Annotated in this window: 12 protein-coding genes; 2 read left to right on the top strand and 10 right to left on the bottom strand. The window is 68.9% G+C overall.

Translation table 11 applies throughout. From position 1 onward, the window contains the following. Nucleotides 1-12: 12 nt before the first annotated feature. On the bottom strand, nt 13-558 hold the full coding sequence (locus AMYTH_RS46650; RefSeq protein WP_051362969.1) for an MFS transporter: 546 nt from the start codon (nt 556-558) through the stop codon (nt 13-15). A 555-nt stretch (nt 559-1,113) separates the two neighbouring features. Beyond that, on the bottom strand, nt 1,114-2,109 hold the full coding sequence (locus AMYTH_RS0141605) for an RNA polymerase subunit sigma-70 (protein WP_027935200.1): 996 nt from the start codon (nt 2,107-2,109) through the stop codon (nt 1,114-1,116). A 150-nt stretch (nt 2,110-2,259) separates the two neighbouring features. Here AMYTH_RS0141605 and AMYTH_RS0141600 point away from each other — a divergent pair, with 150 nt between their 5' ends. Beyond that, nucleotides 2,260-3,660, top strand: a complete 1,401-nt coding sequence (locus AMYTH_RS0141600; protein ID WP_037324345.1) for a selenium-binding protein SBP56-related protein — start codon at nt 2,260-2,262, stop codon at nt 3,658-3,660. Between the two features lie 582 nt (nt 3,661-4,242). Here AMYTH_RS0141600 and AMYTH_RS51110 read toward each other — a convergent pair. Both AMYTH_RS51110 and AMYTH_RS47390 read right to left on the bottom strand, forming a co-directional pair. After that, complete coding sequence (locus tag AMYTH_RS51110; protein ID WP_410468343.1) at nt 4,243-4,461, bottom strand: HD domain-containing phosphohydrolase; 219 nt, start codon at nt 4,459-4,461, stop codon at nt 4,243-4,245. A gap of 28 nt (nt 4,462-4,489) precedes the next feature. After that, nucleotides 4,490-4,915 (bottom strand): hypothetical protein, encoded by a 426-nt coding sequence (locus tag AMYTH_RS47390; RefSeq protein ID WP_157360748.1) that lies wholly within the window; start codon nt 4,913-4,915, stop codon nt 4,490-4,492. A 126-nt stretch (nt 4,916-5,041) separates the two neighbouring features. Between AMYTH_RS47390 and AMYTH_RS47385 the strand changes: the two genes are divergently transcribed. After that, complete coding sequence (locus AMYTH_RS47385; RefSeq protein ID WP_027935197.1) at nt 5,042-5,371, top strand: site-specific integrase; 330 nt, start codon at nt 5,042-5,044, stop codon at nt 5,369-5,371. A 178-nt stretch (nt 5,372-5,549) separates the two neighbouring features. Here AMYTH_RS47385 and AMYTH_RS46640 read toward each other — a convergent pair whose 3' ends face one another. The 6 genes from AMYTH_RS46640 to AMYTH_RS47380 all read right to left on the bottom strand — a co-directional run bounded on the left by AMYTH_RS46640 (nt 5,550) and on the right by AMYTH_RS47380 (nt 12,606). After that, nucleotides 5,550-6,341: an IS5 family transposase gene (locus AMYTH_RS46640; protein ID WP_051362968.1), complete on the bottom strand. Its 792-nt coding sequence runs from the start codon at nt 6,339-6,341 to the stop codon at nt 5,550-5,552. A gap of 72 nt (nt 6,342-6,413) precedes the next feature. Beyond that, nucleotides 6,414-7,841 (bottom strand): adenosylhomocysteinase, encoded by a 1,428-nt coding sequence (gene ahcY, locus AMYTH_RS0141575; RefSeq protein ID WP_051362967.1) that lies wholly within the window; start codon nt 7,839-7,841, stop codon nt 6,414-6,416. Between the two features lie 8 nt (nt 7,842-7,849). Continuing rightward, nucleotides 7,850-8,833 carry a carbohydrate kinase family protein gene (locus AMYTH_RS0141570; protein WP_037323078.1) on the bottom strand — a complete coding sequence of 328 codons (984 nt, stop codon included), beginning with the start codon at nt 8,831-8,833 and terminating at the stop codon, nt 7,850-7,852. Then, a complete protein-coding gene (metK, locus tag AMYTH_RS0141565; protein WP_027935194.1) occupies nt 8,830-10,008 on the bottom strand; it encodes a methionine adenosyltransferase in 1,179 nt (392 codons plus the stop codon). Before metK ends, AMYTH_RS0141570 begins: the two co-directional genes overlap by 4 nt. Before the next feature lie 208 nt (nt 10,009-10,216). After that, nucleotides 10,217-11,722 (bottom strand): alpha/beta hydrolase, encoded by a 1,506-nt coding sequence (locus tag AMYTH_RS0141560; protein WP_084022788.1) that lies wholly within the window; start codon nt 11,720-11,722, stop codon nt 10,217-10,219. 47 nt (nt 11,723-11,769) lie between these two features. After that, on the bottom strand, nt 11,770-12,606 hold the full coding sequence (locus AMYTH_RS47380; RefSeq protein ID WP_157360747.1) for an alpha/beta fold hydrolase: 837 nt from the start codon (nt 12,604-12,606) through the stop codon (nt 11,770-11,772). Between the last annotated feature and the right edge of the window lie 27 nt (nt 12,607-12,633).

Below are 12,633 nucleotides of genomic sequence, written 5' to 3'. Positions count from 1 at the left end.
ACTCGCGAATCGTCATACCCATGCCGCCCGGCTCCTGCACACCAAGCCGGGTGCGCGGTCCGCGGACGCCGGGTGGTCCGGGCCTTCGGCGGGGGCGGCGGCATAGAGGAGCACCATCGTGGCGCTCATTCCGGCCCCGCAGACGGCGAGCGCCAACCCGGCCACGTACGGGTTCGAGGCGGAGGCGACGCCCAGGATGGCCAGTCCTTCGACCGCGGCCGTGCCGGACAGTGCGGTGCCGGTGCCGAGCCTCCGGCCTAGCCGGGAGGCGATGCCCGCGCCGGGCAGGCCGCCGGTGGCCTCCGCGGTGCGGAGCAGGCCGAAGCCGTAGCGGAACCGCCCGCCCGAGCGCGAGCAGCGCACTGCCCGCGGGCGGGCCGCGAAGCCGGATAGGGCGGTCTGGGCCCCGCGCAAGCGAGCGTTGGCGCGCTCCAGGCTTGTGGGGTCGCGACCGAGCAGCTCCGGCAGATAGGCCGTGGCGGCGGTGTCGAAGAAGAGTCCACCGAGACCGAGCAGGAAGGCGACGACCGCGAGCAGCACCGCACGCGCCGCGTCCACGACCCCCTCGTCCGCCGGCCCAGCGGTCCACCAGCGCACCGCCGAGCACGCCGAAGATGAGCCACGGCACCGTCCCGGCGCCCGTGACGACGGTGAGCGCCATCGGATCCCGCGTCAACGTCAGCGCGAGCAGGGCAGCGCCGCATGCGACACCCCGTCGCCCGGCGAGGACACCGTTTGCGCGGTCCACAGCCGCCCGAACCCGGCCGGCACCTTCCGAACGCCCGAGGTCACTGGGCACCCCGTCGGCCCGCTCGCCCGATGCCGGGTGGAACAGGGCGAAGACGAGCGAGGCGTCCGGCAGCGACGGATCGGACAGCTCCCGGTACTCGTCCGCCAGCGCGTTCAGCCGCGCGCCCAGCTCGGCGAACTGCTCGTCGGTGAGCCGCAGGTGCGCCATCCGCACGTGCCGCTCACCGTCCACCGGCGACGCCTCCAGGTCCGCCACCGCGTGCCGCATCAGCACGTCCGGCCCGCCCTCGCCCGGAGCCGACAGCACGATCGACCGCGCGGCAAGGGGTTTCTCGGCTGTCCGGTTGTGCGCTGCCGGTCGCGCTACTCCGTGCCGTCCCCCGGTAGCCGCTCCGGCAGTCCCAGCCGCGGGAACTGGTCGTCGTGGAAGGTGATGATCTCCGTGATCGCTCCGGCGGTGATACGCAGGACGTCGATCGTCAGCGGCAGGTACGCGCCCTCCTTCTCCCGCCAGTGGTAGAAGGCGACGGCGGGCTGCCGGTTCACCGACGTGCCGACGGCACGCAGGTGCTCCATGTCCGCGAAGCCGTCCTCGACCCAGCTGTTCACCACCGTGTCGCGGCCGACGTAGACGCCCGGAGTGGGGGGCATCGAGGACCGGACGTCGTCGCGCAGCAGCGCGGCGAGCTTGTCGATGTCGGTGGCCACGCTGGCCTCGGTGTAGCGGCGCACCAGCTCGCGCGTCCCGGCGTCCTGGTCGCCGCCGGTCCAGTCCTGCCGATCGGCGGGCAGGTGCTCCCGCATGCCGGCGCGGGCCCGCTGCAGCGCGCTGTTCACCGAGTTGACGGAGTCCCCGAGCAGCTCCGCGACATCCTTGGCCGACCAGCCGAGCACGTCCCGCAGGATCAGCACGGCCCGCGGCCGCGGCGCGAGGTGCTGGACCGCGATCAGATACGCCAGCTCGATCGTCTCCCGCGCGACGGCGACGGTCTCCGGCTCGTCCGCGCCGCCGGCGGGCAGCTCGTCAAGCAGCCGGTCCGGGTAGGGCTGCAGCCACGGCACCTCGCCGCCTGCCGCGGGCTCCGGGCGGCACTTGGCGAGCAGGTCCAGGCAGGCGTTGGTGGCGATCCGGTACAGCCAGGCCCGGAACGTCGACCGCCCCTCGAAGGTCTCCCGCCGCCGCCACGCGCGGAGGAACGTCTCCTGCACGGTGTCCTCGGCGGCCTCGAACGAGCCGAGCATCCGGTAGCAGTGCACGTGCAGCTCCCGGCGGTGCCGCTCCGCCAGCCCCGAGAACGCCGCGTCGTCGACCTCGCCCATCCCGCTCACGCCCAGCTCCGTCCGCGTGTCCGCACCCATGACGTCATCCTTCCGCCTCGTGGTCTCCCGTTGCAGGTGTGACGGCCGCGGGCCGGAAAACTCATCACCAGGTGCGAAAGCCTCTTCTGCGCGAGCGGCCGCGGTGGCAGCGTGGAGGGTCTTCCGCAACCGCCGGCCGTGGAGGAACCGATGACTCTGGACCCCACCTTTTACCGCAGCCCCGCGGATGCGATCGCCGCACCCGCCGAACGCCTGGCCTACATCGTCGCGTTCGACCGCAGTGCCCAGCGGCCGGACGCACTCACCGTGCTCGACACCGACCCCGGATCACCTGCCTACGGCACGATCGTGGGCTGGGCCGACCTGCCCACACGGGGCGACGAGCTGCATCACTTCGGGTGGAACGCCTGCAGCAGCGCGTACGCGCACGCCGGACACGACACCGGCGGACTTTCCCGGCGCTACCTGCTGCTGCCCGGGCTGCGTTCGTCCAACGTGCATGTCTACGACACCCAACCTGACCCGCGGCATCCGAGGCTGGTGCGCACCGTGGCGGCCGACGAGCTCGCGGCGAAGGCCGGCTACTCCCGGCCACACACCCTGCACTGCGGTCCGGACGGGGTGTACCTGTCCTGCCTGGGCGGGGCCGGGGAGGACGGCCCCGGCGGGATAGCGCTGCTCGACCATGACACGTTCGACGTCGTGCGCGCGTGGGAGACCGAGCGCGGACCCCAGTACCTGGCCTACGACGCGTGGTGGCACCTGAACCAGAACACGCTGGTCACGAGCGAGTGGGGCACCCCGTCGATGATCGAGGACGGGCTCAAGCCGGAACTGCTGCTCGGCGGCGAGTACGGCCACGCGCTGCACTTCTGGGACCTCGATCAAGGCCGCCACCTGCAGCGCGTCGAGCTCGGCGGGCAGTACCAGATGGTGCTGGAGCTGCGGCCGTCGCACGACCCCGAGGCGACCTGGGGGTTCGTCGGAGTCGTGGTGAGCACGGAGGATCTGTCGGCCTCGGTGTGGCGCTGGCACCGCGACGGCGGCACCTGGCAGGCCGACAAGGTGATCACCGTTCCCGCCGAACCGGCCGATCCCGCGACCCTTCCGCCCGCGCTGCAACCGTTCGGGGCGGTGCCGCCTCTCATCAGCGACATCGACCTGTCCGTGGACGACCGGTTCCTGTACGTGTCCTGCTGGGGAACCGGTGAGCTGAAGCAGTTCGACGTGACCGATCCGGCCCACCCGCGCGAGACCGGGTCCGTACGCCTCGGCGGGATCACCGGACGGGTCCCGCACCCCGCGGCTCCTGGCGAGCCCCTGTCCGGTGGACCGCAGATGGTGGAGGTGAGCCGGGACGGGTCGCGGATCTACGTCACGAACTCGCTGTACGGCTCCTGGGACGATCAGTTCTACCCCGACGGAGTCGGGGCGTGGCTCGCGAAGTTCGACACCGACCCGGACGCCGGGGGCGGCCTGACGATCGACACCCGGGTCTTCCCGCACGGCGACGACTTCCGGGGGCTGCGGGCGCACCAGGTGCGCCTCCAAGGCGGCGACGCGTCCTCGGACTCGTACTGCTACCGCTGAAACGTGCACGGCTCAGTAGCTGAACGTGGTGGCCGGCTCGTCGCCGATCGCCTGCCCAGGAACGCGACGGTGACCTTCTCCGGATCTTCCAGTCCGGCGCTCAGGCTGATGACCGATTTGCTGGGCGTGGCCCCTCGTCAGAATCGGATGAGGGGACCGGAGGCGCGGGAAACCGCCGTGTCGTCGGGTGTTCTCCCGACAGATCGAGCGTGCCGAGCAGCCCGTTGCGCAACGCGAACAGGGTCGCCGTGGCCCGGGAGGACGTGCCGGTCTTGGCGTGGATCCGCTCGATGTGGGTGCCCGCCGTCTTGCGGGAGATCCCCAGGCGCGCGGCCACGTCGCCGGTGCACCTCGCGCGGCGTCAGGCCCGCGGGCCCGGGCCGGCGGGCCTGACGCCCTTCCACGCCCGCCGCGGTCAGCACGGCGTGGGCGGCGTCGGTGTCGAGACGCCCGGCCCGGACCTCGCCGTGCAGCGCGCCGGCAGCCGCCTTCGCGGTCAGGGCGGGACGGTGGGAACGCGGTTCGAGCATGGCCCGGTACGCACAGGACGCGGCCCGTCATCGGCACCGCGGCACCGCCGGTTCAGCGGTGGTGCCCACTGCCGTCCTGGCGCTCGTGCGCGAGCGCCGCGACCGCACCGATCCGGCCGAGCTTCGCGGGCCGGACCAGCACCCGTTCCGTGGAGTACGCGCTGAGCCGGATGCGCTCCCGCTCGGTGACCGACAACCGCCCCGGCTTGTCGAGAACGGTGACGGGCACGCCGTGCAGACCGATGTCGTGGACGAGGCCGGCGCGGCGCAGGACCGTCCGGTCTCGGGCGGCAGCCCCATCACGCGCCCGCCCGGCCGGCCAGCCGCTGCGCCAATCGGTGAAGTCGGCCAGCCTCGAGCGCGGCGTCGAGTTCCCGCTCGGGCAGCCGACGGAACCGCGCCGGCTCGGCCGCGAGCAGGCGCGGCACGTCAACGGTGTCGCCGAGTCCGCCCAGAAGATCGCCGGCTTGCGCGCAGGACGCGGCGTCCAGGCCACAGTGCCGATAGTGCACCACGGCCACGTCGGCCAGCTGGAACATCTGCACCAACGGGGACACGTCGGCGGCACCGACACCGGCCGGGACGCCGCGACCGGCCCACCGGGTGAAGAACTGGTGCAGGGCCGTGCCGAGCTCGGGCCCCAAACCGAGCCGTTCCGCGAGCACGGCCGTCGTCAGGCAGTGGGATTGGATTCCCCGCGCCACACGCGTGCCGTTGGTGAGCACGAGCGTGGCCGCCGCCCGGACCCGGCGTGGCACGGCCTGGCCGGCCGCGGCGTGGCGGAGGAAGAACCCGGCACCGGACAGCCGGCCAGGTCTGCGTCGGCGGCACCTGCCCCGGACCGAACAGCTGTGGGCGCACCGGAGCAGGTGGTCGCGATCGCGGCGCAGGCCAGCGCGCTGGTCGGGCTGTGGGCCGGGCTGCTCATCATCACCGCGGCCTGGACCGGTGCTCGCTGGGGTGAGCTGACCGGCCTGCAACGCCGAGACGCCCACCTCGACGACGGTGAGATCGTCACCGCCCCGCAGATCGGCGTGGGACGAAGTCAACGGGCAGCTCGACTCGGACCGCCCAAGACGGCGTGTTCCGCGCGCACCATCTCCCTGCCGCCGTTCCTCATTCCGCCACTGCGGGACTACCTCGACGGTCATGACCATCCGCATGCCGAGCACCAGCTGTGAAAGCCCTCGCGAGGGATACCCTGCCTCAGTTCTGGCCCCAGGGAACAACCATCTGCCAGCTCGCCGGCCGGCCCGACGGCGCCGACGCTGTTCTACAGAGCACCGGCCGGGCCAGCGCACAGACCACCGTGGTCCTGGAACCGTTCCTCGAACGGCCGTGCACGGGGCACCCACCTAGCTAGGTGTGCTGTTCGGGGACGTTGCGTCCGGGGTAGTCGACCTCGTTGAAGGCGGGTGGTCGTCCGCCGCGGGAACCTCGGCGTTTGCGGTGTCCTGCTTGGTCGGCCGGTTCGGGGATGACCGCCTGGATTCTTCGCCTGCGTAGGTGTGTGCGGATGGCGCAGGAGGAGTAGGCCTTGTCTGCGCGCACCCGGTCGGGGCGGGTCCGTACTCGCCCGCCGGCCTGTCGGGGCACCTGCAGGTGGGCCATCAGCGGCTCGAACATCGGTGAGTCTCCGGCCTGCCCAGCGGTGAGCAGGGTGACCAGCCCACGCCCGTTCCCGTCGACGACACGGTGGATCTTGGTGGTCCAGCCGCCGCGCGAGCGGCCGATGGCGTGGTCAGGCGGCTCGATTCCGGGTTCGTGTAGTTCGATCCAGCCCCTTGTGTGGCGGGTGATGGTCGTGGCGTGCTGATGCGCCCGCGCGATGGTGGAGTCGATCGAGACAGACCAGTCGATCAGCCCCGTGGCGTCCGCGAAGGCCCGGAGCCGCTGGAACACCACATCCCAGGTGCCTTCCCGGGCCAGCCGGCGGTGCCAGGTCCAGATCGTCTGCCACGGCCCGAACACTCCCGGCACATCCCGCCACGCGACCCCACACCGGTACCGGCAGATGATCCCCTCCACCATCGCCCGCGCATCCGAAAACGGACGCCCCGGCCCACCCGTCCGCGCCGGCAACAAATCCTCGATCATCAACAGCCACTGCTCATCCCAGAGCATCTCAAACCGCGACGCGACCAGCAGCATCCCAAACACGAACAGACAAGCCCCAGCCAGAGATGCCCCGGCCAACAGTCGAGAACCGGAAGGAACCCGCGGTCAGTAGCGGTAGTGCTCCGACTTGAACGGGCCCTCGACGTCGACGTCGATGTACTCGGCCTGCTCCTTCGTCAGCTTGGTCAGCTCGCCGCCGAGGGCCTGGAGGTGGATGCGCGCCACCTTCTCGTCCAGCTTCTTCGGCAGGCGGTACACCTCCTTGTCGTACTCCTCGTGCTTGGTGAACAGCTCGATCTGCGCGATGACCTGGTTGGAGAAGGAGTTCGACATCACGAAGCTGGGGTGCCCGGTCGCGTTGCCCAGGTTCAGCAGCCGGCCCTCGGACAGCACCAGCACGCTGTGGCCGTCCGGGAAGACCCACTCGTCGACCTGCGGCTTGATGTTGATGCGGCGAATCCCGGGGTAGCGGGCGAGCCCGGCCATGTCGATCTCGTTGTCGAAGTGGCCGATGTTGCCCACGATCGTCTGGTGCTTCATCCGGGCCATGTGCTCGGCCATCACCACGTCCTTGTTGCCGGTCGTGGTGATCACGATGTCGGCCTCGGGCAGCGCCGACTCCAGCGTCTTGACCTGGTAGCCGTCCATCGCCGCCTGCAGCGCGCAGATCGGGTCGATCTCGGTCACGATCACCCGTGCGCCCTGGCCGGACAGCGACTCCGCCGCGCCCTTGCCGACGTCGCCGTAACCGCAGACCACCGCGACCTTGCCGCCGATCAGCACGTCGGTGCCGCGGTTGATGCCGTCGATCAGCGAGTGCCGGATGCCGTAGCGGTTGTCGAACTTCGACTTGGTCACCGAGTCGTTGACGTTGATCGCCGGGAACAGCAGCTCACCCGCCGCCGCCAGCTGGTACAGCCGCAGCACACCGGTGGTGGTCTCCTCGGTCACCCCACGCACGCCCTGGCCGATCCGGGTCCACTTCTGCCCGTCCGCGGCGAGCGACGCCCGCAGCAGCTCGAGCACGACCTTCCACTCGTCGGAGTCGTTGTCGTCGGGCTGCGGCACGACGCCGGCCGCCTCGTACTGGGTGCCCTTGTGCACCAGCAGCGTCGCGTCGCCACCGTCGTCGAGGATCATGTTCGGACCCTCGCCGTCCCAGGTCAGCATCCGCTCGGTGCACCACCAGTACTCCTCCAGCGACTCGCCCTTCCAGGCGAACACCGGCACCCCCTGCGGCGCCTCCGGAGTCCCGTGCGGGCCCACCACGACCGCGGCCGCCGCGTGGTCCTGCGTGGAGAAGATGTTGCAGGACGCCCAGCGCACTTCGGCGCCGAGCGAAACCAGCGTCTCGATCAGCACCGCCGTCTGCACCGTCATGTGCAGCGAACCCGACACCCGCGCACCGCGCAGGGGGTTCACCTCCGCGTACTCACGGCGCAGCGCCATCAGCCCCGGCATCTCGTGCTCGGCCAGCCGGATCTCCTTGCGGCCGAACTCGGCCAACTCCAGATCCGCGACGGCGAATTCCATCAATCCCCTCACACCCGCAACCTGGACTCGATCTCCCCGGCGGCCTCCCCGCCATAAACCCGCGCGATCCGTTCCGAGAAGTCGGCACGGTCTAGCCGGTACTCCTGAGTGCCGATACTCTCGAGTGCGATCGTCGCCAGCGTGCACCCCACCTGCGCCGAACGTTCGAGGCCCAGTCTCACGTGGACACCCCACAAGAAGCCGGCACGAAAGGCGTCGCCGACTCCCGTCGGATCGGCCGGCCGGTCCGTCGGCACCGCGCGCACGATCGTCGATCCCGCTGTGGACCGGATGTGCACTCCATCGGCGCCGTGTGTCATCACCCAGCAGCCGACCTTGTTCAGCACGGTGTCCGTTGACCAGCCCGTTGCCCGCAGCAGCAGGGACGTCTCGTATTCGTTCGTGAACAGGCAGACAGCGCCGGTGACCAGTGCGCGGATTTCCCGGCCGTCCATCCGCGCCAGCTGTTGCGACGGGTCGGCCGCGAACGGGAACCCCCACTGCCGGCACTCCTCGGTGTGCCGCATCATCGCGGCAGGATCGTTCGGAGCGATGACGACAAGACGTGGTTCGCCTACCCTTTCGACCACCGCGTCCAGCCCGATCTCGTGCGCCTCCGCCATCGCGCCGCCGTAGAACGAGGCGATCTGGTTCTGCATGGCATCCGTCGTGCAGACGAAACGCGCGGTGTGCTTTCTGTCCGACACAAGGACCGATCGCGTGTCCACACGGTGCTGTTCCAGCCAGCTCCGGTAACTCCCGAAATCCCTTCCGACGGCGCCGACCAGTACTGGCGACAACCCCATCGAGCCCATGCCGAAGGCGATGTTCGCCCCGGTTCCGCCGCGGCGGACTTCCAGATCGTCCACCAGGAACGACAGCGAGATCTTGTCCAGCTCGCCCGTGACCAGCTGCTCGGAGAACTTGCCGGGAAACACCATCAGGTGATCAGTCGCGATGGACCCCGACACCACGATCCGGCGGCCGCTCATGAGGCGAGAGCGGCCAGGACACCGGCGTGGTCGGTCTTCTCCCACGGAAGGTCCAGTTCCGGACGGCCGAAATGGCCGAAGGCCGAGGTCGGCGCATAGATCGGGCGCAGCAGGTCGAGGTTCCTGATGATGGCCGCCGGGCGCAGGTCGAAGACCTCCAAGACGGCGCTCTGGATCTTCGAGGGCGCCACGGTCTCGGTGCCAAAGGTCTCCAGGAACAAGCCCACCGGTGCGGATTTGCCGATCGCGTACGCGACCTGGACCTCGACGCGGTCGGCAAGCCCAGCCGCAGCCACGTTCTTCGCGACCCATCGCATGGCGTACGCGGCGGACCGGTCCACTTTCGACGGGTCCTTGCCAGAGAACGCTCCACCCCCGTGGCGGGCCATGCCCCCGTAGGTGTCGACGATGATCTTGCGTCCTGTGAGGCCGGCATCACCCATCGGACCACCGATCACGAACCGGCCAGTGGGGTTCACGAGCAGCCGCACATCCGCGGTCTCCAGCTCCAGCCTCCGCAGCTCTGGTTCCACGACGTGCTCGAGGATGTCCACACGGAGCATCGACTCCAGGTCGATTCCGTCCGCATGCTGCGCCGAGATGACCAGCGAGTCCAGCCGGACCGCACGATCGCCGTCGTACTCGATGGTCACCTGTGTCTTGCCGTCCGGTCGAAGATAGGGCATCGTGCCGTCCTTGCGCACGCGGGTCAGCCGCTGGGCAAGCCGGTGAGCCAGCGCGATGGGCAACGGCATCAGCTCCGGGGTCTCCCGGCACGCGTAGCCGAACATCAGGCCCTGATCACCGGCACCCTGCCGGTCGAGTTCGTCCGGCAGGGCCGCGTCGCGCGACTCGTACGAGAAATCCACTCCTCGTGCGATGTCTGGTGACTGAGCATCTATCGCGACGTTGACGCCGCACGATCGGCCGTCGAATCCTTTGGCTGAGGAGTCGTAGCCGATGTCCAGTATCTTCTCGCGGACGATCGCGGGGATTTCGGCATACGCCTCACTCGTGACCTCACCAGCCACGTGTACCTGCCCGGTGGTGATCAGCGTCTCCACTGCGACCCGGCTGCGGGGGTCTTTCGAGAGCAGGACGTCCAGGATCGAGTCACTGATAGCGTCGCACATCTTGTCCGGATGTCCCTCGGTCACCGACTCCGATGTGAACAGCCTTGGGGAGGAACCAGGCACCTTGGTGGAACCCCTCTCGCATGTGAAACGGACGCGGACGAGCGACCTCGACCGTATGCGGGTTCCGATCGTGGAAGGAGCCGGTTCACGACAGACTGGACGACTTCTGCGACATCGAACCGAATGCGGAATCGTCGCCGGTCCCACGGTTCCGTGACCGAGGGACCGGCGACGGTCCGGCGGCCGGTCAGGCGGGGATGATCTGAACCTGACTTGTCTCCTTACTCGTGCCCAGTGCGACCGGGACCGTGAGGCGGCCGGACTGATCCGCGGTCACGAGGCTGCGCGGCGGGGCGCCGAGGGAACTCTGGTAGATCACCTGATAAGCGCCACCGGGCTTGAACGACGGCGGCGTGGTGACGGTGGCCGTCCCGCTGCCCTCCAGGGTGAAGGAGCCGCCGGTGATCGACGCCTTCTCGAGTGCGAAGAATTCGGGCCGCTCACGGTCCAGGCTCACGTCGTATCCCCAGATGCTGAACCGGCTGTCCACTGTCCGGTAGGAGAACGTCGATGGGGTGCGCACCGAATTCGCGAACACCCGGTTCGCCTGAGGCACGATGACATCTGCGTACACCCGGTGATTGTTCGCACCATGGACGCCGGAAAAGCGCACCTGTGTGGCATGTACACCCGCGTCAGTCAACTGCTTCACCGACAGATCGGTGTTCCGGCGCACCATGATCTCGACCGTGGTCGCGGCCGGGTGGAGTAACGGGGGATACTTCGCGCAATCCGCCGCGCCGGCGGCGTCGGTCGGGGGCAGGCAGATGTCGCCGGCGCTGAGCATGAGCTGGGCGCCCGATCCGGCGAAATTGCCGACGAGATCACGCGGGTTGAAGTTGCGCCACATCAGCTGGTCCGTTTGCGGCGTGCCGTACCCTTGATCGCGGAAGTCACCGAGAGCGCTCAGGGTGTTGCTCATCACGGGCTCGTCAACGATGTCGTAAGCCCCACTGATCGAAGCGACGTAAGCGAAGCGGTCGGGATGACGAAATCCCTGGATCAGGGCCCCCAAGGCGCCGAGAGAGAAGCCGCTGATGCCCCGCCCGCCACGATCGCGCCGCACATTGAAGACATGCTCGACGAGAGGGATGATCTCGGTGTAAAGAACCGTCTCCGCAGGCACGGTCTCGGCGGTCATCGGATGGAGGTTCGGAACGACGTCAGGACGTCCGTCGATCCACGGACAGGTCTCGCACCAGTTCGTCTCCGGATGGGTGTCGGGAGCCACCACGACGAAGTTCGCCCTGTCGCGCTGGGTGGCGAAGCCCTGCAACAAGGTCTGCTTGTTCCCGCCCCCACCGGAGATCATGCACAGGAGCGACTCCACACAGGTGGCCGGGTCGTACAGCCTGTCGTCCAGCGCGGGGACAACTGTTCCGTGCAGAAAATACAGGACTGGAGCCGCGGGCCCACTGGCGCGGTAGCTGGTGGGCAAGTACACCGCGTTCACCGTCCGCCGTCCGAGTGCCGGGCTGTCATAGGCGAGTGACAGCGCGCCGGGTTCGTCCGGCTTCGGAGCAAGCGAAACGTTCCAGCCCGAGTACGGCGCAGCCAGATTCGGAACGGCATCGCGCGTGGCAGAGGCGGCGTCGGCGACTGCGTTGCTGTGCCGGATGGTCACGGCGGTCGCGGTTGCCGTTGCGGTGAGAGCCACCAGAGCGAGGGCGCGATTGAGCGCACGCCTCTTCATCACATAAGACCTTTCGAGAGGAATGGTTGTAAGCGAGGGTGGGGCGGTCAGGAGATCGTCCGGATCGCGGGGAGACAGTTGGCGACGTGGGCCACCAGCCAGGCGTGCAAGGCAGCGGCGTTCTGCTCTGCGTGGGCTTCCAGCATGAGGTCGTGGCCGCTGTCCAGGGCGCGGATCAATGTGGCATGGTAGAAGTCGGCGGCATCCCGGCAGTGCTGAGTGATCACGGGGCGGTCGTGTTCCGCTTCGAAAATCAGGACTGGACAACCGATGTCGGGGTTGCTGACGACTCCCCCGCGGGCGTAATCGTTGAGCGCTGCAGGAGATTCCGGAACCAGCCGACGGAAGACGTGCTCGAACGTGTCGTCGTCGACCTGGTGGAAGAACAGTTTCCGCGCCTGCTCGCGGTCGAGTACGAATGGAGTGTTGGTCGGGAGGTCGGGGCGGATGGGTGCCGCGCGCCCGGGACCGACGCTGGTCACGAGCACAAGGGCGGCGAGCTTGCGCCGTTGCGCGACCTGTTGCGCCACGCAGCCGCCCATGCTATGCGCCACGAGGACCGCCGGTGTCCCAATGAAATCGAGAACCTCCTCCACCGCGTCGGCGTAGTCAGCGATCCTCAACTTCAACAACCGCTCCTCAGGCAGAGGGGCGGAGTCGGTGTGACCCGGTAACGACATCGCGAATGTCTGCCATCCGACGCGGCCGAGATAGCTCTGCCACCGCTCCCAGGTCCACCAACCGTGCATTCCCCCGTGCAGCAATAGCACAGGGACAGTGATGCCGATCTGTGCCTCGGGACGGGTTTCACGGACGAAGAGTCCATTCACATCGTGGTCGGTCCGGGTCAGGGACCAGCTCGAGACACCAAGCTGCGTGGTCAACAAGAACTCCCGAAATAGTTGATTACC

Source organism: Amycolatopsis thermoflava N1165 (genome assembly GCF_000473265.1).
Lineage (GTDB): Bacteria > Actinomycetota > Actinomycetes > Mycobacteriales > Pseudonocardiaceae > Amycolatopsis_E > Amycolatopsis_E thermoflava.
This window is presented reverse-complemented; position numbering and strand designations above follow the sequence as displayed.